The 22,535-nt window shown below is 72.9% G+C and carries 20 protein-coding genes; 8 read left to right on the top strand and 12 right to left on the bottom strand.

Going from position 1 to position 22,535, the window contains the following annotated elements:
- Positions 1 to 50: 50 nt before the first annotated feature.
- The 3 genes from AB0C21_RS33920 to AB0C21_RS33910 form a co-directional block, all read right to left on the bottom strand.
- Positions 51 to 1,925, bottom strand: coding sequence for a carbohydrate-binding module family 20 domain-containing protein (locus AB0C21_RS33920; RefSeq protein ID WP_500209784.1), 1,875 nt, complete (start codon positions 1,923 to 1,925; stop codon positions 51 to 53).
- Between the two features lie 148 nt (positions 1,926 to 2,073).
- Complete coding sequence (nrfD, locus tag AB0C21_RS33915; protein WP_500209783.1) at positions 2,074 to 3,114, bottom strand: NrfD/PsrC family molybdoenzyme membrane anchor subunit; 1,041 nt, start codon at positions 3,112 to 3,114, stop codon at positions 2,074 to 2,076.
- Positions 3,111 to 3,947: a 4Fe-4S dicluster domain-containing protein gene (locus tag AB0C21_RS33910; protein WP_500209920.1), complete on the bottom strand. Its 837-nt coding sequence runs from the start codon at positions 3,945 to 3,947 to the stop codon at positions 3,111 to 3,113. Before AB0C21_RS33910 ends, nrfD begins: the two co-directional genes overlap by 4 nt.
- Before the next feature lie 313 nt (positions 3,948 to 4,260).
- Here AB0C21_RS33910 and AB0C21_RS33905 point away from each other — a divergent pair, with 313 nt between their 5' ends.
- The gene (locus AB0C21_RS33905) at positions 4,261 to 5,469 is read left to right on the top strand and encodes an RNA-guided endonuclease InsQ/TnpB family protein (RefSeq protein ID WP_500209781.1); all 1,209 of its coding nucleotides are present in this window, start codon (positions 4,261 to 4,263) and stop codon (positions 5,467 to 5,469) included.
- Here AB0C21_RS33905 and AB0C21_RS33900 read toward each other — a convergent pair.
- A complete protein-coding gene (locus AB0C21_RS33900; protein ID WP_500209780.1) occupies positions 5,466 to 6,332 on the bottom strand; it encodes a PaaX family transcriptional regulator in 867 nt (288 codons plus the stop codon). The genes AB0C21_RS33905 and AB0C21_RS33900 overlap by 4 nt on opposite strands.
- 181 nt (positions 6,333 to 6,513) lie before the next feature.
- Here AB0C21_RS33900 and AB0C21_RS33895 point away from each other — a divergent pair, with 181 nt between their 5' ends.
- From AB0C21_RS33895 to AB0C21_RS33880, 4 genes are all read left to right on the top strand, one after another.
- Positions 6,514 to 8,118, top strand: a complete 1,605-nt coding sequence (locus AB0C21_RS33895) for a benzoate-CoA ligase family protein (protein ID WP_500209779.1) — start codon at positions 6,514 to 6,516, stop codon at positions 8,116 to 8,118.
- Positions 8,119 to 8,238: 120 nt separating this feature from the next.
- Positions 8,239 to 9,888 (top strand): 2,3-epoxybenzoyl-CoA dihydrolase, encoded by a 1,650-nt coding sequence (boxC, locus tag AB0C21_RS33890; protein WP_500209777.1) that lies wholly within the window; start codon positions 8,239 to 8,241, stop codon positions 9,886 to 9,888.
- 3 nt (positions 9,889 to 9,891) lie between these two features.
- The gene (boxB, locus tag AB0C21_RS33885; protein ID WP_500209776.1) at positions 9,892 to 11,307 is read left to right on the top strand and encodes a benzoyl-CoA 2,3-epoxidase subunit BoxB; all 1,416 of its coding nucleotides are present in this window, start codon (positions 9,892 to 9,894) and stop codon (positions 11,305 to 11,307) included.
- Between the two features lie 63 nt (positions 11,308 to 11,370).
- On the top strand, positions 11,371 to 11,604 hold the full coding sequence (locus AB0C21_RS33880) for a hypothetical protein (RefSeq protein ID WP_500209775.1): 234 nt from the start codon (positions 11,371 to 11,373) through the stop codon (positions 11,602 to 11,604).
- A 22-nt stretch (positions 11,605 to 11,626) separates the two neighbouring features.
- On the opposite strand, the gene AB0C21_RS33875 is transcribed toward AB0C21_RS33880, so the two are convergent.
- Positions 11,627 to 13,276, bottom strand: a complete 1,650-nt coding sequence (locus AB0C21_RS33875; RefSeq protein ID WP_500209773.1) for a cyclic nucleotide-binding domain-containing protein — start codon at positions 13,274 to 13,276, stop codon at positions 11,627 to 11,629.
- A 12-nt stretch (positions 13,277 to 13,288) separates the two neighbouring features.
- On the bottom strand, positions 13,289 to 13,627 hold the full coding sequence (locus AB0C21_RS33870; protein ID WP_500209772.1) for a hypothetical protein: 339 nt from the start codon (positions 13,625 to 13,627) through the stop codon (positions 13,289 to 13,291).
- 93 nt (positions 13,628 to 13,720) lie between these two features.
- On the opposite strand from AB0C21_RS33870, the gene AB0C21_RS33865 reads away from it, so the two are divergent.
- Positions 13,721 to 13,936, top strand: a complete 216-nt coding sequence (locus AB0C21_RS33865; RefSeq protein WP_500209771.1) for a hypothetical protein — start codon at positions 13,721 to 13,723, stop codon at positions 13,934 to 13,936.
- Here the strand turns inward: AB0C21_RS33865 and AB0C21_RS33860 are convergent.
- Positions 13,933 to 15,075 carry an acyl-CoA dehydrogenase family protein gene (locus tag AB0C21_RS33860; RefSeq protein ID WP_500209770.1) on the bottom strand — a complete coding sequence of 381 codons (1,143 nt, stop codon included), beginning with the start codon at positions 15,073 to 15,075 and terminating at the stop codon, positions 13,933 to 13,935. The genes AB0C21_RS33865 and AB0C21_RS33860 overlap by 4 nt on opposite strands.
- 73 nt (positions 15,076 to 15,148) lie before the next feature.
- Between AB0C21_RS33860 and AB0C21_RS33855 the strand changes: the two genes are divergently transcribed.
- A complete protein-coding gene (locus AB0C21_RS33855; RefSeq protein WP_500209769.1) occupies positions 15,149 to 15,724 on the top strand; it encodes a TetR/AcrR family transcriptional regulator in 576 nt (191 codons plus the stop codon).
- Here AB0C21_RS33855 and AB0C21_RS33850 read toward each other — a convergent pair.
- The 4 genes from AB0C21_RS33850 to AB0C21_RS33835 are packed head-to-tail and all read right to left on the bottom strand — an operon-like array spanning position 15,721 to position 19,571.
- The gene (locus AB0C21_RS33850; RefSeq protein WP_500209768.1) at positions 15,721 to 16,323 is read right to left on the bottom strand and encodes a GTP-binding protein; all 603 of its coding nucleotides are present in this window, start codon (positions 16,321 to 16,323) and stop codon (positions 15,721 to 15,723) included. The genes AB0C21_RS33855 and AB0C21_RS33850 overlap by 4 nt on opposite strands.
- Positions 16,304 to 16,678, bottom strand: a complete 375-nt coding sequence (locus AB0C21_RS33845; protein WP_149263260.1) for a DUF742 domain-containing protein — start codon at positions 16,676 to 16,678, stop codon at positions 16,304 to 16,306. Before AB0C21_RS33845 ends, AB0C21_RS33850 begins: the two co-directional genes overlap by 20 nt.
- 8 nt (positions 16,679 to 16,686) lie before the next feature.
- Positions 16,687 to 17,124, bottom strand: coding sequence for a roadblock/LC7 domain-containing protein (locus tag AB0C21_RS33840; protein ID WP_149263356.1), 438 nt, complete (start codon positions 17,122 to 17,124; stop codon positions 16,687 to 16,689).
- Positions 17,124 to 19,571, bottom strand: a complete 2,448-nt coding sequence (locus AB0C21_RS33835; RefSeq protein WP_500209766.1) for a sensor histidine kinase — start codon at positions 19,569 to 19,571, stop codon at positions 17,124 to 17,126. The genes AB0C21_RS33840 and AB0C21_RS33835 overlap by 1 nt, the downstream gene beginning before the upstream one ends.
- A 480-nt stretch (positions 19,572 to 20,051) precedes the next feature.
- On the opposite strand from AB0C21_RS33835, the gene AB0C21_RS33830 reads away from it, so the two are divergent.
- A complete protein-coding gene (locus AB0C21_RS33830) occupies positions 20,052 to 21,566 on the top strand; it encodes a M20/M25/M40 family metallo-hydrolase (protein ID WP_500209764.1) in 1,515 nt (504 codons plus the stop codon).
- A 98-nt stretch (positions 21,567 to 21,664) separates the two neighbouring features.
- Here the strand turns inward: AB0C21_RS33830 and AB0C21_RS33825 are convergent, their stop codons facing one another.
- On the bottom strand, positions 21,665 to 22,495 hold the full coding sequence (locus AB0C21_RS33825) for an LLM class F420-dependent oxidoreductase (protein WP_149263263.1): 831 nt from the start codon (positions 22,493 to 22,495) through the stop codon (positions 21,665 to 21,667).
- Positions 22,496 to 22,535 lie beyond the last annotated feature (40 nt).

Raw genomic sequence — 22,535 nt, 5'->3', positions numbered from 1 at the left:
ACGCGCCGGGGCCGGCCTCCCGCACACGTGAAGACCGGCCCCGGCGGTGCTCATCTCCAGGTGTCGTTCGCGGTATGGCCGGACGTGCCGGTCGTGTAGGTGCGGTTGGCCCCGCTCTCCCACGTCACGGCCCCGGCGTCGGTCTTCTTGATGTACTTGTACTCGATCCTGGTGTTGGCGGGCAGCGTCACCGTGCCGTTCCAGATCGGGTAGCCGGACGGGGACAGCTTGACCGCCTTGGCGGGGTCCCACGAGCCGAGCGCGGGGACGTCGCCGACGAGGTAGACGCTCGTCCCCCAGGTCGTGGTGGCGTTGACGTTGAAGGTGTCGGAGACGGTCCCGGGGTCCGAGGTGGGCGGCGGGGTACCACCGGACCGGGCGTCCGCGTGGATGGCCACGGCGCCGTTCGCGGGGATCGTCACGGTCGCCGTCCCGCCCGACACGGTGACGGCGGTGCCCTGGCAGCCGCTCGATCCGAGGCCGCCGGTGATGACGTCGCAGTAGACGCCGTCGGCGAGGCCCGTCCGGTAGGACGCGGTGGACGGCGCGGAGGAGTCGTTGAGGCCGATCCACCCCTTGGAGCCGCGGCTGAACCCGATGACGTTGGACGCGGTCGCCGTGAAGTTGCCGACCGATGCGGCGGACGCGGTCGCGTTGTGCCAGCCGACCATGCCCTTCACTCCGGTGGAGCGGGAGAGGCACTGCCAGCCGTTCGAGCAGTTCGCGGCGGTGACGAACCCGCGGGAGTCGGCGGGCGGCGACTGCCCGGCCGACGACCAGGTGAACCCGTCGTACACCGAGGGCTTCCCGTAGGGGTAGGCCAGCAGGAAGTAGGTCGCCAGCGTGTAGTCGGAGCCGTTCTTGTAGCTGAGCGTGGATCCGTCCCGCTCGGTGTCGTGGTTGGTGACCATCGCGAAGGTGCGGGAGCCGTCAGCGTCCAGCGACCAGGAGGGGATGCCCGACAGGTTCGACAGCGTCCCGTTCTGGAACTGGGTCTTCAGGCCCCGCGCGTAGGAGAACCCGAGCACGTCGCCGTTGCCGGTGAACGCCGACGGCTTCAGCTCGGCCGTGGTCGCCCCCGGGACGACCTCCTGCGCGATGTAGGGCGCCTTACCCTCGGCGGTGGTGGTGCGCAGGCCGCTCTTGACGGCGGCGAAGTCGCTCTGCGCGACGTGCTTGGCGGCGTCGACCCGGAACCCGTCCACGCCGAGGCCGATCAGGTCGTTGAGGTATCCGGTGATCTTGTCGCGCACGTACCCCGACTGGGTCTTGAGGTCCGACAGCGAGACCAGCTCGCAGTTCTGCACCTCGGATGTGTTGTTCCAGTCGTCGATGCCGGCGTCGTCGTCGTTGCAGTACCCGTCGTTGGCGTGGTGGAAGTCGTTGTATCCGTACGGGACGGCCGGGTAGGCGAACCCGCCGGGGTCGAAGGTCGAGCCGCCGTAGGTGGTGTTCACCGTGTTGTTGCGGCCCGCCATGTGGTTGACCACCGCGTCCACGTAGACGCGGACGCCCGCGTCGTGGCACGCGGCGACCATGGCGGAGAACTGGGCCCGGGTCCCGAGCCTGCTGGTCAGGCCGTAGGAGACCGGCTGGTACACCTCCCACCACGGGTGGGCGCCGTCGCCGGTGGAGGCGAGGCTGACCGACTCGGCGGGCGGCGCGACCTGGACGGCCCCGTACCCGGCGGGCCCGAGGTGGTCGGTGCACGCGGCCGCGACGGACGGCCAGTTCCACTCCCAGAGGTTGGCGGTGACGTCGCTCGCGTTGAGGGACGCGGCGGCTCTGGCGGGGCGGTCGGGGAGCAGGACGGCGGCGGGCGCCGTCCCGGCGAGGACGAGGAGGCCGGCGGCGAGCAGCGACCGGCGGCGGGGGACTCTTGCGCGGCGGGGGATTCCCGCGCGTGGCACGTCGTTGGCAGACATGTCGGCGAACTCCTGTCACAGGGCGCCTGGCGGGCGCCTGAGGGGGTGGGGGACGGCCGTCCGCGAGCAACGCGAGAATGCTCTCTTCTTGCAGTCAGGTCAAGAGCTTGCGCAAGATTTCAATGAACTTGCAGAAAGGTGGCACCCCTCAGGAGGCGGACACGGGACCGCGCGCGGCGAGGCGTTCCCGCTGGGGAACAACGGTGTACTTGGGGTCCACGGCAGACTGCACGCCGGCGTGGAAGACGCCGAAACGCGTGCAGGCGGAACTCGCCAGGAGTGCCGCTCCGCTCAGTGCCGCAGCGGCCCGGTTGCGCCCGCCGAACAGGACGCAGCCCGCGGTGCCCGCCGCCGAGAGGATCTCGCCCGCGCGCATGAAGGCTCCGCCTTTGCCCCGCTTGTACGGTTCGGCAGCCAGCCCGGCCCGGCGCTCCAGCAGTTTCGCCGCGGCCAGCTCCAGCCCGGCGCCGAACACGGCGGCGCTGCGCATCGGGCCGTTCTCCCGGACGGGCGCGGCGACCAGCGCCATCCCGGAAGCCGCGGCGGCCGCCGAGCCGACGAAGACGAACGGCAGCTCGCGGTGCGCCTCGTGCCAGGCGGGGACTGCGGTGTCGGCGGCGAGCACGGCGGTGTAGGCGGCGACGGCAGGGCCGAGCACGGCGGCTCCGGCGGTGGCGGCCCGGCCGAGGCGCGGAAGGAACCCGGTCACGTCCGCCGCGGCGGCGGCGCCCGCGGCGGGGCCGTAGGCGGCCAGCAGCCAGGAGCCGACGCTCATCGGCGACGTCGGCTTCAGGACGCGCAGCATGTTGTAGAACCGCTCCGGCCGCCCGAGGTCGTGGACCAGCGCGACCGTGGACCCGCCGATGGCGGCCAGCGAGGAGATCTTCAGCGCCCGCGCGGCGGCCGGGCGTCCGGTGAGCTCGGCGCCGGCGGCGAGCACCGAGCCCGCTCCGGCCAGGCCGCCGAGGAAGAAGTACCCGGCGATGTCGAGGGACTTCCACACCGGCGGGTTCAGGACGGGCTTGCCGTAGTAGGAGGTGAACTCGGCCTCCGGCACCATCGCCTTCTCGCCGCGCCCGCCCCGGCGCCTCCCGCGCCGGCCCTGCGGGCGCAGGCCCTTGCCGATCTCGGCCTCCCGGCCGGGCCGCTCGCCGCGGACGCCTTCCTTGCTGACCTCCGACGAGCTCATCGGGCGCCTCCCTTGGGGCCGTGGACGGCGAAGACGGCGGCGAGCCCGCCGAGCAGCGCGGCGGCGGCCACACCGGCGTGCCGCCACATGGACGGCAGGTCGCGCGTGGTGACGACCGGGTCCGGTGGCAGCCCGTACACCTCCGGCTCGTCCAGCAGCAGGAAGAAGGCGCCGTCGCCGCCGACGCCGTCGTCCGGGTCGTGCCCGTAGAGGCGCGCGTCCTCGACGCCGAGGCCGTGGAGCTGGTCGACGCGCATCGCGGCCCGTTCGCGCAGCTCGTCCAGCGGCCCGTACTGGATCGAGTCGGTCGGGCACGCCTTCGCGCACGCGGGCTCCTGCCCCACCCCGATCCGGTCGTAGCACAGGGTGCACTTCCACACCCGCCCGTCGCCCTTGCGCTGGTCGATGACCCCGTAGGGGCAGGCGGGCACGCAGTACCCGCAGCCGTTGCAGATGTCCTCCTGGACGACCACCGTGCCGAACTCGGTGCGGAACAGCGAGCCGGTGGGGCACACGTCCAGGCAGGCGGCGTGCGTGCAGTGCTTGCACACGTCGGAGGCCATCAGCCAGCGCATGCCCCCGGCGCCCTGCGCGGTGTCCTGTGCGGCGGCCTGCCCGTCGCCGTGGTCGACGCCGGTCTCGTTCTGGCCGATCGGCTTGTTCTGCTCGATGAACGCGACGTGCCGCCAGGTGTCGGCCCCGAGCCCCTGCGTGTTGTCGTAGGACATCCCGGTGAACTCAAGGCCGTCCTCGGGTACGGCGTTCCACTCCTTGCACGCCACCTCGCACGCCTTGCAGCCGATGCACACGGACGTGTCGGTGAAGAACCCCATGCGGGGCGGGTGGTCGGTGTAGCCGGAGCCGGCGGCGACGTCGGGCTCCGCTCCGGCGAGCAGGTTCCGTCCTATCAAGCTGGCCATTCCACGACTCCCATCGACGACGCCGGCCTCTACCCGACTTCCCGGGGAGCCGCCGCCTACACGCCGAGCCGCGCACCGGCCGCCCTCAGGCCCTCATCGGTTCTCCGGCGTGGATGTCCGGCCTTTGAGCCGGGGAGAAACGGGCTCTTGGGGAGCAGGTCGGAGAAGTCGGGGTGTTTCGGCGTCCGCCGGGTTGGCTTGCGCTGAGGCTGCTAGAACGTGGGTCATGGGGCGGCAGGTCAGGCGGGCGTTCAAGTACCGCTTCTATCCCACCAGCGAGCAAGCGGCCGAGTTGTCGCGGACGTTCGGGTGCGTACGGCTGGTGTACAACAAGGCGCTGGAGGAACGCACCCGAGCCTGGTACGGCGAGCGGCGCCGGATCTCCTACGTGCAGTCCTCGGCCGCGCTGACGCAATGGAAGCAGACCCCCGAGCTGGCCTTCCTTACCGAGGTGTCCTGTGTGCCGCTGCAGCAGGCGCTGCGGCATCTGCAGACGGCGTTCGCCAACTTCTTCGCCAAGCGCGCCGCATATCCGCGGTTCAAGTCGCGCAAGAGGTCCCGTGCGTCGGCCGAGTACACCCGCAGCGCCTTCACCTGGCGCGAAGGACGTCTGACGTTGGCGAAGATGACCAACCCCCTGGACATTCGCTGGTCACGTCCGCTGCCCCAGGGGGCCGAGCCGACGACTGTGACGGTGTCGCGTGACAGCGCCGGACGCTGGTTTGTCTCAATGCTGTGCCAGGACACGGTCAATGCCGCCCCGGCCGTGGAGAGCGCGGTCGGGATCGACGCCGGCGTCACGACGCTGGTGGTCCTGTCCACCGGGGAGAAGATCGCCAACCCAAGGCATGAGCGGCGCGACCGTGCCCGCCTGGCCAAGGCGCAGCGGAACCTGGCCCGCAAAGCCCCCGGCTCGGCGAACCGGGACAAGGCTCGCCGTGGACTCGCCCGGGTGCACGCGCGGATCGCCGACCGGCGACGCGACTTCCTGCACAAGTTGTCGACTCGTATCGTCTGTGAGAACCAAACGGTCGTGATCGAGGACCTCGCCGTCGCCAATCTGCTGAAGAACCGCAGGCTCGCACGCGCCATCTCGGATGCGGCGTGGCGGGAATTGCGTTCCATGCTGGAGTACAAGTGCGCCTGGTACGGGCGTGACCTCGTGGTCGTCGACCGCTGGTTCCCTTCCTCCAAGCTGTGCGGAGCCTGCGGCACGCTCCGCGCCAAACTGCCGCTGGACGTCCGCGAGTGGACGTGCGGCTGCGGCGCGGTGCACGACCGTGACGCGAACGCCGCGCGCAACATCCTGGCCGCCGGGCTGGCGGTGACCGCCTGTGGAGACGGTGTAAGACCCCAACGGGACACCTCCCGGACGGGGCACTCGTCGGCGAAGCAGGAAACCCAGCGGGCGACCGCCGGAATCTCCCGCCTTTAGGCGGGAGAGGAAGTCAACGCCTTCCACTGGCGGTCGGCGACGGGGCGCCAGGTGTCGTGCCGCTCGTGGAAGAGCGCGAACGCCTGCGAGCCGCTCCAGTCGTCCGGGAGGAGCGCCGCGGGCAGGCCGGGGTCGAGGAACGGGAACCGGCGCCATTCCTGGACGAGCCTGGTGTGCGCGGCGAACGTCCCCGGGTCGTCGGCGGGACGCAGCGCGCGGACGGCGTCGAGGAAGTCCTCGTAGGCGAGCTCGATCTCCTCCAGGTCCCATGCCCGGCGGGCCACGCGCCGCGCCTCGGCCAGGTCGCCGAGCCGCCCGACGAACAGGGTGGAGCCGTCGGCGACGCCGATCTCGGCGAGGACCTCCCGGACCTCGGCCTCGCGCTCGGGGTGCGGGCTGACCCACACGCCGGGGGAGAGGTTGCCGAGGCCGCTCCAGGCGAGCCGGGTCCGCAGCAGGTGGCGCAGGCGGCGGCTGGTCTCCGGGACGGTGGCCAGCACCAGGAGCCACTGCCCGTCCCACGCGCCGACCGGGCGGCCGAAGCCGTAGATGCGCTCGGTGCCGTCGGTGAGGAGCCGCTCCCCGGCGGGGGTGAGCCGCCAGGCGGTGCGCCGGCCGTGCCGCTCCCCGGCGAGCCAGCCCTCGGCGGCGCTGCGGGCGAGCGCCTGCCGGACGGCCTTCTCCTCGACGCCGAGCAGTCCGAGCGCGCGCAGGAACGCCGCCGTCCACACCGGCTCGCCGCCGGGCAGGACGAACTCGCCCAGCATGGTCAGCAGCAGCGACCGCGCGCTCGCCGCGCCGAGTTCGCGCCGCCGCCGGAACCTCGGCTCCGGATGCGCCGCGTCCTCGCCGGTTGGGGCCATGTGCTCCTCCTCGTGGCCCTTCTCGGGCGCGCCCGTCCATGGAACGCTGACCAGTATCGCGCGGGCGCGGCCGGGTTCCGGGCGGGACCCGCGTGAAGCCTCATCGTTCCACAAGTCTATTGACTAGCGTTTCGTCCATGTAGAGCATTGGGGGCACGGTTCCCGGCGAGGGGAGACCCCGATGACCGCTGAAACGGCGACCGCACCGGTCCCGCCCGACACGTTCAACGCATCCGACTACCTGCTCCGGGCGGCGTCCGAGCCGGGCGCCGGCTCCCGGACGGCGCTGACCGGTCCGGGCGGCGACCTCAGCTACGCCGAGCTGGGCGAGCTGGCCGGGAGCATCGCCGCCGGCCTCGAACGGTGGGGCCTGCGCGCCGAGGAGCGGGTCGTGCTGTTCATGGCCGACGGCCCGTCCATGGCCGCCGCGATCCTGGGCGCGATGCGGCTCGGCGCCGTCCCGGTCCCGGTGTCGACGATGCTGACGGGCGCCGAGCTGGGCGCCCTGCTGGCCGACGCGCGTGCCAGGGTGCTGCTGGTCAGCGACCGGTTCGCGGTCGCCGCCGAGTCGGCCCTTGCGCACGCCCCCGGCGTCCGGCGCGTCGCGGTGGAGGGCGACGCGCCGTTCCGCGCCCCGGCGGGCGTGCGGGTGGACGCGTTCGAGGAACTGGTCCGCGAGGGGCGGGCCCACGGAGGCGAACCGGCCGAGCCGTACGCGACGTCGGACGACTCCAGCGCCCTGTGGCTCTACACGTCCGGGACGACGGGCCGGCCGAAGGGCGCGATGCACCGGCACGCCAACATCCGCCACGTCGTGGAGACCTACGGCCGCCAGGTCCTCGGCATCCGGCCGGACGACCGCTGCTACTCGGTCGCCAAGCTCTTCTTCGCCTACGGGATCGGCAACTCGCTGTTCTTCCCCCTCGCGGCCGGCGCGACGGCGGTCCTGGACCCGGACCGCCCGACCCCGGCCTCGGTGGCCGCGCGGCTGGCCGAGTACCGGCCGACCCTGTTCTTCGCCGTCCCGACCTTCTACGCCGCGATCCTCAACGCCGAGGTGCCGGTGGAGGCGTTCGCGTCCGTCCGGCTGGCGGTGTCGGCGGGGGAGCCGCTGCCCGCCGAGCTGTGCCGGCGCTTCACCGCGCGGTACGGCGTGGAGATCATCGACGGGATCGGCTCCACGGAGTGCCTGCACATCTTCCTGTCCAACCGCCCGGGGCAGGTGCGTCCCGGCACCACCGGGACGGCCGTGCCCGGCTACGAGCTGCGCGTGGTCGACGGGGACGGCAACGACGTCCCGCGCGGGACGCCCGGCTCCCTCCTCGTGAAGGGAGAGTCCATCGCCACCGGCTACTGGTGCCGGACGGCCACGACCCGGCTGGTGTTCCAGGGAGAGTGGCTGCGCACCGGCGACACCTACGTCGTCGACGAGGACGGCTTCTACACCTGCCTCGGCCGCACCAACGACATGCTGAAGGCGGGCGGCATCTGGGTGTCGCCCACCGAGGTCGAGGCGCGGCTGCTGCTGCACCCGGCGGTGGCGATGGCCGCGGTCGTCGGCCTGCCCGACCGCGACGGGCTGGACCGGCCGGTCGCGTGCGTCGTCCTCAAGGACGCCGCCACCGCCGAGCCCGCCGAGCTGATCGCGTTCTGCCGGGCGGGCCTCGCGTCCTTCAAGCGCCCCCGCGAAGTCCTCATCGTCGACAAGCTGCCGACGACCCCCACCGGCAAGCTCCGCCGCTTCGCCGTCCGGGAGCTCGCCTCGACCCTGCTCGGCGCGCCCTGACGGGTCCGCGCGGGCCGCTCCGCCCGGGGCGGCCGCACGGTTCGATGTGCTACAAACTCTTGACGTATTGAACGAAATTTGTGGAGCATGGTGGAGACGGCACCGGCGGAAGGACATGGCATGAGCGGCCCGCACGTGGAGTTCCGGACGGACCCGTCCCGCTACCGGCACTGGAGGCTGGACGTCGACGGGCAGATAGCCACCCTCACGATGGCGGTGGACGAGCAGGGCGGGCTGGTCCCCGGCTACGAGCTGAAGCTGAACTCCTACGACCTCGGCGTCGACATCGAGCTGTACGACGCCGTCCAGCGGCTCCGCTTCGAGCACCCCGCGGTGCGCACGGTCGTCGTCACCAGCGGCAAGGAGAAGATCTTCTGCGCCGGGGCCAACATCCGGATGCTGGCCGCGTCCCCGCACGGCTGGAAGGTCAACTTCTGCAAGTTCACCAACGAGACCCGCAACGGCATCGAGGACGCGACGGCGAACTCCGGACAGACCTACCTCGCGGCGGTGAACGGCACCGCGTCCGGCGGCGGCTACGAGCTGGCCCTCGCCTGCGAGCACATCATGCTCGTCGACGACCGCTCCTCGGCGGTGTCGCTGCCCGAACTGCCGCTGCTCGGCGTCCTGCCGGGCACGGGCGGCCTGACCCGCGTGTCCGACAAGCGGCACGTCCGCCGCGACCGGGCCGACTACTTCTCCACCAGGGCCGAGGGGCTCGGCGGGAAGAAGGCCGTCGCGTGGGGCCTGGTGGACGAGGCCGTCCCCCGCACCGCTTGGGACGCGACGGTCGCCGAACGCGCGCGGGAGTTGGCGGCGCGCTCGACCCGCCCGCCGGACGCCGAAGGGATCACGCTTGCGCCGCTCGCCAAGGACCGCACCGGCACCTCGATCGCCTACCGGCACGTCTCGGCGGAGCTGGACCGCGACGCCGGCGCCGTCGAGATCACGATCGCGGGCCCCGACGCGCCTCCCGGGGACTTCCGCGGCGCGGGCTTCTGGACGCTCGCCATGACCCGCGAGCTGGACGACCTGGTCCTCGACCTGCGGACCAACGAGCCGGAGCTCGGCACGTGGGTGCTCCGCACGGCGGGGGAGGCCGAGCACGTCCTCGCCCACGACCGGCTGCTGCTCGACAACGCGGGCGACTGGCTCGCCAACGAGATCGTGCACTACCTCAAGCGGACCCTGAAGCGGCTGGACGTCACCAGCCGCAGCCTCATCGCCCTGATCGAGCCCGGGAGCTGCTTCGCCGGCTCCCTCCTGGAGGTCGCGCTCGCCGCCGACCGCTCCTACCAGCTCGACGGCGTCTTCGAGGACGTCGATCCGGACGCCGCCCCCGCCGCCGTCACCGTGGACGCGATGAACCTCGGGCCGCTCCCGATGGGCAACGGCCTCACCCGCCTCGCGACCCGGTTCCTCGGCGACGACGGCGCGCTCGCCGCCGTCCGGGACGCCGCGGGCAAGCCGCTGGAGGCCGCCGACGCCGAGCGCCTGGGCCTCGTCACGTTCGCGCCCGACGACATCGACTGGGAGGAGGAGGTCCGCATCGCCGTCGAGGAGCGGGCGAGCTTCAGCCCGGACGCGCTCACCGGCCTGGAGGCCAACTACCGCTTCCCCGGCCCCGAGACCCTGGAGACCAAGATCTTCGGCCGGCTCACCGCCTGGCAGAACTGGATCTTCAACCGTCCCAACGCCTCGGGCCCCGAGGGCGCGCTGCGCCGCTACGGCACCGGCAGGCGCGCCGACTTCGACCGAAAGCGAGTCTGACCGATGGCGACCACCGCCGACTACACCGAGAAGATCCCCAACAACGTCGACCTGCACGAGGACCGGCGCCTCCAGCGGGCGCTGGAGTCCTGGCAGCCGAACTTCCTGTCCTGGTGGGAGTCGATGGGCCCGGCGCTGCCGACGCGGGAGGTCTACCTGCGCACGGCGGTGAACGTCGGCCGCGAGGGCTGGGCGCACTTCGGCCACGTCGCCATGAAGGACTACCGCTGGGGCATCTTCCTGGCCGAGCGCGACGGCGACCGCCGCATCGGCTTCGGCGCGCACAAGGGCGAGCCCGCCTGGCAGAAGGTCCCCGGCGAGTACCGCGCCGACCTGCAGCGCCTCATCGTCATCCAGGGCGACACCGAGCCCGCGTCCGTGGAGCAGCAGCGCAACCTCGGCGCCACCGCGCCCAGCCTCTACGACCTGCGCAACCTGTTCCAGGTGAACGTCGAGGAGGGCCGCCACCTGTGGGCGATGGTCTACCTCCTGCACGCCCACTTCGGGCGCGAGGGCCGCGAGGAGGCCGAGGAGCTGCTGCACCGCAACTCCGGCAGCGAGGAGTCGCCCCGCATCCTCGGCGCCTTCAACGAGGAGACCCCCGACTGGCTCTCGTTCTTCATGTTCACCTACTTCACCGACCGGGACGGCAAGTACCAGCTCGGCACGCTGAAGGAGTCCGGCTTCGACCCGCTGTCGCGCACCTGCGAGTTCATGCTCAAGGAGGAGGCCCACCACATGATGGTCGGCACCACGGGCATCGACCGGGTCGTCGAGCGGACCGTCCAGCTGATGAAGGAGCACGACACCGACGACGTCGCCCCGCACGGCGGGATCTCCCTCGACGTCGTGCAGAAGTACCTGAACTTCCACTACTCCGTCTCGCTCGACCTGTTCGGCTCCGAGACCTCCAGCAACGTCGCGAACTACTACACGGCCGGGCTCAAGGGGCGCTGGATGGAGGACCGCCGCAAGGACGACCACCGCCTCACCGACGACGCCGTGATGGTGGACGCCCTCGTCGACGGCGCCATCGGGGAGACCGAGGTCGCCGCGCTCGTCGGCCTCAACACCGACCTGCGCCGCGCGTACATCGCCGACTGCCAGAGCGGCGTCAACCGCTGGAACCGCATCCTGTCCGAGGCGGGCCTCCCGCAGCGCCTCCGCCTGCCGAGCATCGCGTTCAACCGCAAGGTCGGCGCGTTCGCCGGCATCGAGGCCGCGCCGGACGGCGAGGTGCTCGACGCCGCCGAGTGGGAGCGGCGCAAGGGCGCCTGGCTCCCGACGGAGGTCGACAAGACCCATGTCCGCTCGCTGATGCGGCCCGTCCACGAGCGCGGCAAGATCGCCGCCTGGATCGCCCCGCCCCGCAACGGCATCAACGGCCGGCCCTTCGACTACGAGTACGTCCGCCTCTAGCCATGAGACCCGTGGCCGGGCCCAGGCGGACCCCTACGGTTGTGGTGGGCGTAGGGAGGCGGCGTGGAGAAAGCGGAGCGGGACTCTGATGACTTTTCGGGGATCGGACGCACCGCCGTGGCGGTGCTCATCGTCGCCGCAGCTCTGAGACACCCGCTGCGGTTGCTCAAGGGTGTGTGCAGGCGAGCGGCACGGGTGGCCTTGGCTCCGGTCGTGTACGTGGCCGTGCGCCTCTGGGCGCTCCGGAAGGACCGCCGGCCCACCTTCGAAGACCACCTGCGCCGTTACGAGGACTGACCCGTCAGCACGGACGTCCGCGTCATCCCTCCGTCGTCGCCGCCGGATGGATCCGCAGCCACGCGGGGCCGGGCCCGTCCAACTCGACAAGCTCGAAGCCCGGTGCGCTTCCGGCGACCGTCCGGTGGACCGCGGGGGAGACGATGAGCCCGAGGACGCCCGCGCCGGATGCCATCCGCCGGCGAAGCACGTCCGCGTCCAGCAGCCGGGCGGCGCGGCCGAGCACCGTGCCGGTGACCCCGCGGGAGTCGGCGTGCACCGGGCCCGTGTCGAGCGCGACCCGCACCTGGAAGCGCAGGCCCTCGGCCGCGCCCCCGTCGTGCCGGGCGATGCGCTCGGCGAGCGCCCGCACCAGCGGGTCCGCCGCCGCGCTCACCGGGACGCCGGGCGGGACCACGAGCAGCAGCCCGTCCCCGCGGTCCTCGCGGTGGCAGGCGGCCCAGGGCACCCCGGCGGCGGCGAACGACTCCTCCAGCGACCGGAACAGCACCCGCCGGACGGCCGCGCGGTCCGCCTCGGTCCAGGCCGGGGAGTCGAACCCCACCACGTCGGCGAACAGGACCGTGCAGTCCTGCCCCGTGAGGAAGAGGGACCCGGACACGGCCTCCGGACGCGGCCCGACGGCCGCGGTGAGCCGCTCCAGCCGGGCCGGGTCCAGGACGCTGATCGTCCCGCCCTCGGCGTGGACGAGCCCCGCGCCGTCCCACTCGCTGAGCACGCTGGCCACCGCCGCCGGCGACGACGACGTCCAGCCCGCCAGCTCGGTGCCCGTCAGCGGGAGCACCCCGTCCCGCGCCCGCGACAGCGTGGTGAACAGCGCGGCCAGCCGGCGCTCGGTGTCGGCGAGCTCGGTGCCGGAGGTGCGGGCCGCCGCCTCGACGGTCCGGTCGTGCGCCTGCTTCTCCAGCACCGACTGCACGCCCGGGTACCGCTCCACGACGCGCCGGAAGTCCGCCGCGCCGACGACGAGCGCCTCGACGGTGTCGAGCGCGATGACGGTGGCCGACCAGGCGTCCCCCTCGAACAGCGCGCGCTCGCCGATGAGGTCGCCCGGGCCGCGGACGGCCACGATCAGCTCCTCGCCCGCCCGGTCGACGCGGACCTTCGTCCAGCCCGAGCGGATGACGACGACGTAGTCGGCCGGGTACCCCTGCCGCAGGACCGGCGCGCCCGGCCCGAAGGTGCGCGGGCGCGCGACGCCGCGGACGGCGTCGCGCTCGTCGGAGCCGAGCGCGTGCCAGAAGCTCTCCCTGAACCGCTCGCCCTGGCCCGCGGACCGCGCGCGGACTACCTGCGCCCGGGCCGCCGCGGCCTTGGCGCGCGCGAACTCCAGCAGCGGCGCGACGAACAGGGCCAGCACGGCGAACGTGAACGCGGCGACCAGCGCCGCGGCCGGCGTCCCGGTGGCCGCGGCCGCCCACGCGGTGCACGCCGCGCCGAGGACGCCGAACGCCACGACCCCCCGCGCGAGCGCCCGTCCGAGATCGGCCGCGGCCGGGGGCGCGGGAGCGAGGCCGCCGGCGGCGAACGCGGGGGAGGCGTCCGAGAACGCCTCCAGCAGCCGCCGCGCCCGGCCCGCTCCGCCGGGGGCCGCCGGGCCCGGCCGGCCCGGGGCCGGCGCGTCCGAGAACGCCACCAGCAGCCTCTTCCAGCCGCGCTCAGGACTCGGCATCGCATCCCCCGTTCATCCGGCCTGACCAGGCCCGTCGTCATCAACGTCACCGTCCGGGCCCGGCGGGAGCGCCCAGAGCGCGTACCGACCGAGCTTCGCCATGACGGCCGGGGCGCTCGCACCGCACGCGAACGCCGCCCACGGCGCGTCGATCAGATCGCTCGCCGCGGCCGCCGAGGTCACCATCGCGGCGAGCATGCAGTGCAGGGCGCAGGCGAACAGGTAGTACCGGCCGCCCGGCCCCTTCGGGTACCGCCACGGCGGCCCCTTCACGCGCCGGTTCGCCTCGAGGAAGGCCAGCGTGCGGTTGGCCGCCGCCCCCATGAGCCCCCACACGACGAACTGCCACATGACCCGACGGTAGGTCCCCGGCCGACGGCAGACCGTGACACGCCGCACAAACCACCCATGAACGATGCGCTCGGGTTCGGGTAGGTGTGCCGCATGGGTCCTGAAGAAGCCGGCGCGAAGGTCAAGCTCGCCACCACCCGGTACTGCGACCTCGCGGAACAGGTCGAAGCCGCGAGGGAAGACCTGCTGAACGCCTACGCGGACGCGGCCCGCGAGGGCGCCGCCCCCGAGGAACTGGCCGACGGCTCCCCGTTCACCGTCGCCGACATCCGCCGCGAACTGCGAAAGCGCGGCGTCGGATCCGGCTAGCGGGCGAGGTGGCGGGAGATCACCAGGCGCTGGATCTGGTTGGTGCCCTCGAAGATCTGCATGACCTTGGCCTCGCGCATGAAGCGCTCGACCGGGAAGTCGCGGGTGTAGCCGGCGCCGCCCAGGACCTGGACGGCGTCGGTGGTGACCTTCATGGCGTTGTCGGTGGCGACCAGCTTGGCGATGGACGCCTCGCGGCCGTACGGGCGGTCCGCGTCCTTGAGGCGCGCGGCCGCCAGGTAGGTGGCGCGGGACGACTCGACGGCGGCGGCCATGTCGGCCAGGACGAAGGCGAGCCCCTGGTGGTCGATGATCGCCTTGCCGAACGCCTCGCGCTCCTTGGCGTAGGCGACGGCGGTGTCGAGCGCGCCCTGGGCGAGGCCGGTGGCGACGGCCGCGATGCCGAGGCGGCCCGCGTCCAGGCCGGCGAGGGCGATGGACAGGCCCTGGCCCTCGTGGCCGATCAGGTGGTCGGCGGGGACGCGGGCGTCCACCAGCCGGACGGTCGCGGTGGTGGAGCCCATCAGGCCCATCTTGTCCTCGGGCGCGTCGAACTCCAGGCCGGGCGTGTCGGCGGGGACGTGGAAGCAGGAGATGCCGCGCGACTTCTCCGCCGACGTGCGGGCCATGACGGTGTAGAAGTCGGCCTTGCCGCCGTGGGTCGTCCAGGCCTTGGCGCCGTTGAGGACGTAGGAGTCGCCGTCGCGGACGGCCTTGGCGCGCATCGCGGCCGGGTCGGAGCCCGCGTGCGCCTCCGACAGGCAGTACGCGCCGAGGCACTCGCCGGAGAGCATGTCGGGCAGCCACCGGGCGCGCTGCTCGCCGGTGCCGTAGGCGAAGAGGGGGAAGCAGGACAGGGCGTGCACGCTGACGCCGACGCCGACGCTCGCCCAGGCCGCCCCGATCTCCTCCAGGACCTGGAGGTAGACCTCGTAGGGCTGGCCGCCGCCGCCGAACTCCTCCGGGTACGGCAGCGTCAGCAGGCCCGCCCGGCCCAGCGTCGCGAACACCTCGCGGGGGAACGCCCCGGTCCGCTCGGCGTCGTCGACGCGCGGCGCGAGCTCCTTGGCCGCGATCTCGCGGGTGAGCGCGATCAGGTCCTCGGACTCGGAGGTCGGCAGGTGCCGGGTGGCGGGCATGGGCGGTCTCCTTTCGGCAGGCCAACAGTACCAAAGGCAGTACTGGCGAACCCGTTTTGGTACTGTCGCGGTCATGACCTCGGTGGACGAGCGGGCGACCCGGGCGTCGCGGCGGCGCGAGGCGCTGATCGACCGCCTCATGGAGCTCTTCCTGGAGCGCGGCTTCGCCGAGCTCGGCGTCGCGGACCTGGCCGCGCGGCTGCACTGCTCCAAGAGCACGCTCTACTCGGTCGCGGCGAGCCGGGAGCAGATCATCGTGGCCGTGGTGCGGGCCTTCTTCCGCCGGGCCACCGAGCGCGTGGAGGCCGCGCTCGACGGCAGCGCCGACCCGCGCGAGCGCGTCGGCGCCTACCTGCGCGCGATCTCCGACGAGCTGGCCCCCGCGTCCGCCGCGTTCTTCGCCGACCTGGACGCGTTCGCCCCCGCGCGTGAGATCTACAAGCGCAACACGCGGTACGCCGTGCGGCGCGTGCAGGGCCTCGTGCGGGAGGCGGCCCCCGGCGGCGACGCCGCGTTCGTCGGCGCCGTCGCGGGGCAGGTGATGGAGTCCATCCACCGCGGCGAGATCAAGGCGCAGACCGGCCTGGACGACTCGGCCGCCTACGCCGCGCTCGCGTCCCTCATCGTGGCCCGCATGGCGGCCGGCTAGTTCTGGGCCGACTGCAGGGCGTGCTCGACGAGCGCCACCAGCACGCCGCGCGCCACCTCCCGGCTCCGCACGTCGCACATCATGACCGGGACGTCCCGGTCGACGTCGAGCGCGTCGCGGATCTCCTCCACGGTGTAGCGGCGGGCGCCCTCGAAGCGGTTCGCCGCGATGACGAACGGGAGCCCCCGCTGCTCGAAGAAGTCGATGGCGGCGAAGCTCGTGCTGAGCCGCCGCGTGTCGACCAGGACGATCGCGCCGACCGCGCCGTAGGCGATCTGGTCCCACATGAACCAGAAGCGCTCCTGGCCCGGCGTGCCGAACAGGTACAGCCGGACGCCGCCGGAGAACGTCAGCCGGCCGAAGTCCATCGCCACGGTCGTGGTGGTCTTTCCCTCCACGCCGCCGAGGTCGTCGACGCCCACGGAGGCGTCGGTGAGGACCTCCTCGGTGCGCAGCGGGCGGACCTCGCTCACCGCGCTCACCAGCGTGGTCTTGCCGACGCCGAAGCCGCCGGCCACCAGGACCTTCAGGGTGTGGAGCGGGACGTCGTCGTCGCGCCCGTGCGCGCCGGCGGTCGGGTCAAAGGCGGCGGAGTTCATCGAGCACTCTCATGAGGATGCGGGGGTCGGGACGTTCGGTCTGCGCGGCCTGCGGCATCTCCTCGATCAGGCCGTACTGGTACAGGTCCTCCAGCAGGATCTGCACGACCCGCAGCGGCAGGTCGGTCTCCGAGGCGAGGTCGGCGGGCGTGGAGGGCCGCCGGCACAGCTCCAGCAGCCGCCGCTGCTCGCGCGACAGCCAGACCCGGTCGGCCGGGGTCCGGCCCGTCGCGACGAGGATGGCCACCAGGTCGAGGACGAGCCCGCGGGGGCGGGTGCGCCCGCGGGTCACCGCGTAGGGCCGGACGACCGGGCCGGCGTCCGACCCGACCCAGCGCTCTCTCGGGCTCTCCACGGCCGGCTCTAGCCTGACGCGCCCGAGCGGACCGGCGGATCCTGCGCCTCGGCGCCGCGCGGCTGGGTCGACAGCGTGCGCCGCACCCGCTTGATCAGCATGGTCGTCTCGTAGGCGACCAGCCCCGCGTTGCCGCCCGCGTCGCTCAGCACGGCGAGGCAGCTCCCGTTGCCCGCGGGCATGACGAAGAACAGCAGGCCGTCCAGTTCGACGACGGTCTGCCGCACCTGCTTGGCCTGGAAGTGCTCGCGGGCGCCGTTGGCCAGGCTGTGGAAGCCCGACGACAGCGCCGCGAGGAACTCCGCGTCCTTGCGGGTGACGTCCCCGGAGGCGCCCATGACCAGCCCGTCCCTGGACAGCAGGACGGCTTGGCGGACCTCCCCGACCCGCTGCACCAGATCGTCGAGCAGCCAGTCGAGTTCACCGCCGGCGTTGCCCTGCCGCATCATGACTCCCCCCATTCATCGCGTGGATCCAGTTCGCCCGGCTCGTCGTCGACCCTGCCGCGCAGCCATCCCGACTGCAGCGACGCCATCAGGTCGCGGCTGAGCTCCGGGCTCGGTTCTTCGAAGTCGTCCTCGCCCGCCGGGGCGGGCTGGGCGTGCCGCGGCGCGGACCGCCCGCGCAGCTGCGGGGCCAGGGAGCCCTGCCGGACCCGGCGCGGGAGCCGTCCCGTGACCTCGCTGTCCTCCACTCCGCCCGGCTCCGGTCCGGCGCCGTTCGGCGGCTCCCGGTCCGCGAACGGCCGCGCCTGGTCGAGGTGCGGGTCGAGGAGCGGCTCGGGCGGCGGCGCCGGCGGCGGCACGGGGCCCCGCCCGGCGGGCAGCCCGGCGGGCTCGCCGGACGCCCGGTCCTGGACGATCCGGCCGGGCAGCGCCGGACGCGACGGACGGCCGAGCCGTGCCGGGCCCATGCCCGCGGACGCCGCCGACCCGACCGGCTGCGGCGCACCGGCGTGGCCGCGCCCCATGTGCCAGTCGTCGTCGAAGACGACCAGCGCGTGCGGCACGAGGACGATCGCGGTCGTCCCGCCGTACGGGGACGGCTGCAGCGACACCTGGATCCCGTGCCGGGCGGCGAGGCGCGCGACGACGAACAGGCCGAGCCGCTCGGTGTCGACCAGGTCGAACTCCACGGCGCTGGCGAGCCGCCGGTTCAGCTCCTCCAGCTCGTCGGCCTCCAGGCCGACGCCGCGGTCGACGACCTCCACGGCCAGCCCGTTGGCCACGGACTCGATCTTGACTGTGACCTCGGTGGCCGGCGGGGAGAACGACGCCGCGTTCTCGATCAGCTCGGCGAGCAGGTGGATGACGTCGGCGACGACGTCGCCGGTGACCGCGGCCGACGACGCGCCGGTCACCTCCACCCGCGTGTAGTCCTCCACCTCGGCGATCGCGGCGCGCACCACGTCCTCCGCGGCGACCGGATGGTCCCAGGCGCGGACGGTCGGCGACCCGGACAGGATGACCAGGCCCTCGGCGTGCCGCCGCATGCGGGTGGTGAGGTGGTCGAGGCGGAACAGGTCGTCCAGCTCCTCGGGGCTGGACGCGCGCCGCTCCATCTGGTCCAGCAGCCGCAGCTGCCGGTGCAGCAGCGACTGGCTGCGCCACGACAGGTTGACGAAGACCCGGTTGATGCTGGCGCGCAGCTCGGCCTCGCCGACCGCGGTGCTGACGGCCGTCCGCTGGACGGCGTCGAACGCGTCGGCGACCAGGGCGATCTCCCGCGTGCGCCCCGGCTCCGGGCGCGGCGCGTCCGCGTCGACGTCGACCTTCTCGCCGCGCCGCAGCCGGGCCACGACCGCGGGCAGCCGCTCGTGCGCGAGCCGCTGCGCCGACGCCTGCAGGTCGCGCAGCTCCTGCGCGAGCCGCCGGGCGAACAGCACCGGCACCGCGACCGAGGCGGCCACGATCAGCAGGCCCACGACGCAGGCCAGGAAGAAGCGCAGCATGATCTGCTGTCCGGCGGGCCCGACGAGCTCGTCGTTCAGGACGTCGCCGGCGCGGGAGGAGGCCTTCTGCCACAGCGGCGTCAGCTCCTGCGTGACCGCCCGCCACTCCCGGACGCCCGGGCTGAGGCCCTGCCAGCGGATCTGGCTCTCCATCGAGGTGAAGCTGCCGTAGGCGGAGGACGTGGCGACCCCCTCCATGACCCGGGAGATCTCGCCCGTCACCTCGGCGCGGGCGAGCGAGAGGAACTCCTCCCGGTTGCCGGCCCAGCCCGCGAAGGCCATGCGCTCGGCCGCGTTCAGCCGGTGCGCGCCGACCGCGGACAGCAGGGCGTCCTCGCGCAGCATGAAGTCGCTCGCCCACGAGAAGTGCATGATCCCGGAGCTCTGCCGGTAGACGGAGGTGTCGTCGACGCTGACGAACGTCGACAGCAGCCGGAACGTCGTGTCGGAGAAGCCGCTGTAGGCGTCGATGGCCTGCACCGTGCTGGCCGCGCCCTGGGTGATCTGGGTCCGCAGCGGCTCGAGCTGGTCGAGGCTGGCGCTCAGCGCCTTCATGCGCTCCCAGATCTCCGGGCTCATCGCGTCCCTGAGGTCGGACTTGAAGGCCGACGAGCGGAAGGCCGCCACGGCGGCGTCGGTCCTGCCCGCCACGCCCTCGTAGGCCCGGGCGTTGGCGCCGGTCCGCGCCTTCAGCACGACGACGGCGGCGGCGCGCTCGCGCTGGAGCGTCCCGATGACGGCGCCGGCGGGCAGCCCGATGTCCTTGTACATCCGCGTGAAGTCGGTCCGCTGCAGCGCGGCGGACAGCGTCGTCCCGGCCGAGAACGCCCACAGCGCCACCAGCGCGGCGAGCGGGATGGCGAGCAGCATCGCGATCCGCCGCCCGACCGGCCGCGTACGCGCCCGCTCATGGGAGCCATGAACCTGCTCGGGCTTCGTCACCGGCCCACACTCCTGATCGTCCTCGATCCCGGTCGTCCCCGACCGACCTGGCGGCACCGGAGCATACTTAGTTCGATTTGCCGGGTACCAGTGGTCTCACCTGCGGCGACTTGTGACCTCTCGCGTGCACCGCGTGAACCGGGGCGCCCGGGCGTCCCCGCGGCCGGCCCCGCGCGCACGCGCCGCCGGGGCCCGCGGCGCGTGCGCACCGCTCGCCTCCTGCGCGATGTCGCCGCAGGTCAGCGTGGAGATCCGAAAATAAATGATCTTGTTTTCCGGATGTTTCCCGGGGCTTAATGATCAACTTGGCGGAGCTCGGTGGACCGGTCCCTGGGAAACCGGCGGGGACGCGGCGGGCGTGGGACCGCCGTGAAAAACGAGGCCAATATTGGCCGTTTCGATGCAGAGTCGTGTCTTGTTGCAAAAAATGACGCATGTCAGGCTTCGGCTTACTTTGTCCCCCACCAACGGAGACCGAGCATGCGCAGAGCCGCGCTAGCCGTCCTCGCCGGGTTGTCGCTCGCCGCCACCACCGTGGCCGCGGTGCCCTCCCAAGCCGCCGGGCCGGCCCAGTCCAAGCTGGCCAAGCTGGTCACGCTGAAGAACGTCCGGCACCACCAGCTGAACCTGCAGAAGATCGCGGATGCCAACGGCGGCAACCGGGCCGCGGGGCTCCCCGGGAACAAGATCACCATCAAGTACATCGCGGACCAGCTCAAGCGGGCCGGATACACCCCGACGGTCCAGGAGTTCGAGTTCGACTACTGGGAGGAGCGGTCGGAGCCTGTCCTCGCCGAGACCGCGCCCGATCCGAAGACCTTCGCGCCGCACAGCGACTTCGAGACGCTCCAGTACTCCGGGTCGGGCGACGTCACCGCCGCGGCCACGCCCGTCGACCCGGAGGCCACCGGGGACGGCAGCGGCTGCGAGGCCGGCGACTTCGCCGGATTCCCGAAGGGCCACATAGCGCTGATCCAGCGCGGCGGCTGCTTCTTCTCCCTGAAGACCGACAACGCCATCGCCGCCGGCGCGTCCGCCGTCGTCATCTACCAGCTGCCCGACCAGCCGGGCCCGGTCGGCGGGACGCTGACCAAGCCCTACGGCATCCCGGTGGTCGGCCCCACGAACGCGGTCGGCAAGGCCCTGGTCCAGCAGGCGCAGAACGGCGGCGTCACGCTCCGCGTGAAGACCGACACCCTGAACGACCGGCGCAAGGCCGCCAACGTCGTCGCCGACACCAAGCGCGGCAGGGCCGACAACGTCGTGGTGGTGGGCGCGCACAACGACAGCGTCACCGCCGGACCGGGCATCAACGACGACGGCTCGGGCACCGCGACGCTGCTGGAGATGGCCAAGCAGATCAACAAGCTCGGCTCCAAGGTGCACAACAAGGTGCGGTTCGCCTTCTGGGGCGCCGAGGAGGAGGGCCTGCTCGGCTCGCAGTACTACGTCGACAACCTCCCGGAGGCCGAGCGCGCCAAGGTCGCCCTGATGCTCGACTTCGACATGCTCGCCTCGCCCAACTACGTGAACTTCGTCTACGACGGCGACAACAGCGCGGGCGAGAACAACGTGGAGGCCCCCGCGGGCTCCGGTGCGATCGAGAAGGCGTTCACCGACTACTTCGCCAAGCGCAAGCTCGCCACCGACCCGACGCCGTTCAACGGGCGTTCTGACTACGACGCCTTCATCTCCGTCGGCATCCCCGCCGGCGGCCTGTTCACCGGCGCCGAGGGCATCAAGACCCCCGAGCAGGCGAAGGTGTACGGCGGCACCGCGGGCCTCGCCTACGACCCGTGCTACCACCAGGCCTGCGACACCTACGACAACGTGGACCTGAAGGGCTTCGACCAGATGATCGACGCCACCTCCGCCGTCACCGAGCTGTTCGCGCACAGCACCCTGACGGTCAACGGCAACGAGCTCGCCCGCCGGCAGGCGCAGCCCAGGAAGCGCTTGGTGCCCGACGAGATCGGCAACCACGCGACCCGGTAGGACTCCGGCAGGACCGCTCACCCCGAGGGACGCGCCCCGCGCAGGGCGCGTCCCTCACCTTGTGCGGCCCCCGCCACGGCCCCTGGTCGGAAACCAGGTCAGAGCATCACGTCGGCGATCGCCCGCAGCGCGGGACGGGGGTCGCCGCCCGGCTCGGTCAGCACCTGGACGGCGACGCTGTCCGCCCCCGCGTCCAGGTGCGCGGTCAGCCGCTCGGTCACCGCCGCCGCGTCGCCGTGCGCGACCAGGGCGTCCACGAGCGCGTCGCTGCCGCCGCCGGCGAAGTCGTCGCCGGTGAACCCCAGCCGCTCGAAGCTGGCGACGTAGTTGCGCAGGCCGAGGTAGCGGCCCAGGGTCTCCCGGGCGATCGCGCGGGCGCGCACCGGATCGGGTTCGAGCACGACCTTCTGCTCCGGCGCGAGCAGCGGGCCCGCCCCCAGGACCTCCCGCGCCGACCTGGTGTGCTCGGGCGTGGTCAGGTACGGGTGGGCGCCCGCGGCGCGCTCGGCCGCCAGCCGCAGCACCTTCGGCCCCAGCGCGGCGAGGACCCGCCCTTCCGCCGGGACGTTCCCGGCGTCCAGCCGGTCGAGGTAGTCCACGATCGTCTCGTACGGGCTGCGGTACTCCTGGTCCCGCTCCCGGTGGCCGATGCCGGCGCCGAGCAGGAAGCGGCCGCCGTGCGCGTCGTTCAGCCGGTGGTAGCCCGCGGCGGCCTCCTCTGCCGGCGTGCTCCACATGTTCACGATGCCGGTGGCGACCACGATGCGGTCGGTCGCGGCGAGGACGCGCCCGGCGATGTCCGGATCGCCGGGCGAGGCGCCGATCCAGATCGCGCCGTAGCCGAGCTCCTCGACGTCTCTGGCCAGTTCCGGGTCCAGGAGCGGCCAGGGGCACCAGATCCCGAGCCGGCCCAGTTCGATCTTGGTCATGCCGGTGCCAACACCCCGGCGGGCGGTTTCATGCCCCGGC

It is taken from the genome of Spirillospora sp. NPDC049024, assembly GCF_040649235.1.
In the GTDB taxonomy this organism is placed as follows: Bacteria; Actinomycetota; Actinomycetes; order Streptosporangiales; family Streptosporangiaceae; genus Spirillospora.
The sequence above is the reverse complement of the archived record's forward strand: the minus strand, read 5'-3'. Positions and strand labels throughout refer to the sequence as shown.

Bases quoted from the DNA above. Each gene is read 5' to 3' on its own strand.
- AB0C21_RS33920 (WP_500209784.1), bottom strand. From the start codon at position 1,925: ATGTCTGCCAACGACGTGCCACGCGCGGGAATCCCCCGCCGCGCAAGA.
- nrfD (WP_500209783.1), bottom strand. From the start codon at position 3,114: ATGAGCTCGTCGGAGGTCAGCAAGGAAGGCGTCCGCGGCGAGCGGCCC.
- AB0C21_RS33910 (WP_500209920.1), bottom strand. From the start codon at position 3,947: ATGGGGTTCTTCACCGACACGTCCGTGTGCATCGGCTGCAAGGCGTGC.
- AB0C21_RS33905 (WP_500209781.1), top strand. From the start codon at position 4,261: ATGGGGCGGCAGGTCAGGCGGGCGTTCAAGTACCGCTTCTATCCCACC.
- AB0C21_RS33900 (WP_500209780.1), bottom strand. From the start codon at position 6,332: ATGGCCCCAACCGGCGAGGACGCGGCGCATCCGGAGCCGAGGTTCCGG.
- AB0C21_RS33895 (WP_500209779.1), top strand. From the start codon at position 6,514: ATGACCGCTGAAACGGCGACCGCACCGGTCCCGCCCGACACGTTCAAC.
- boxC (WP_500209777.1), top strand. From the start codon at position 8,239: ATGAGCGGCCCGCACGTGGAGTTCCGGACGGACCCGTCCCGCTACCGG.
- boxB (WP_500209776.1), top strand. From the start codon at position 9,892: ATGGCGACCACCGCCGACTACACCGAGAAGATCCCCAACAACGTCGAC.
- AB0C21_RS33875 (WP_500209773.1), bottom strand. From the start codon at position 13,276: ATGCCGAGTCCTGAGCGCGGCTGGAAGAGGCTGCTGGTGGCGTTCTCG.
- AB0C21_RS33870 (WP_500209772.1), bottom strand. From the start codon at position 13,627: ATGTGGCAGTTCGTCGTGTGGGGGCTCATGGGGGCGGCGGCCAACCGC.
- AB0C21_RS33865 (WP_500209771.1), top strand. From the start codon at position 13,721: ATGGGTCCTGAAGAAGCCGGCGCGAAGGTCAAGCTCGCCACCACCCGG.
- AB0C21_RS33860 (WP_500209770.1), bottom strand. From the start codon at position 15,075: ATGCCCGCCACCCGGCACCTGCCGACCTCCGAGTCCGAGGACCTGATC.
- AB0C21_RS33855 (WP_500209769.1), top strand. From the start codon at position 15,149: ATGACCTCGGTGGACGAGCGGGCGACCCGGGCGTCGCGGCGGCGCGAG.
- AB0C21_RS33850 (WP_500209768.1), bottom strand. From the start codon at position 16,323: ATGAACTCCGCCGCCTTTGACCCGACCGCCGGCGCGCACGGGCGCGAC.
- AB0C21_RS33840 (WP_149263356.1), bottom strand. From the start codon at position 17,124: ATGCGGCAGGGCAACGCCGGCGGTGAACTCGACTGGCTGCTCGACGAT.
- AB0C21_RS33830 (WP_500209764.1), top strand. From the start codon at position 20,052: ATGCGCAGAGCCGCGCTAGCCGTCCTCGCCGGGTTGTCGCTCGCCGCC.
- AB0C21_RS33825 (WP_149263263.1), bottom strand. From the start codon at position 22,495: ATGACCAAGATCGAACTGGGCCGGCTCGGGATCTGGTGCCCCTGGCCG.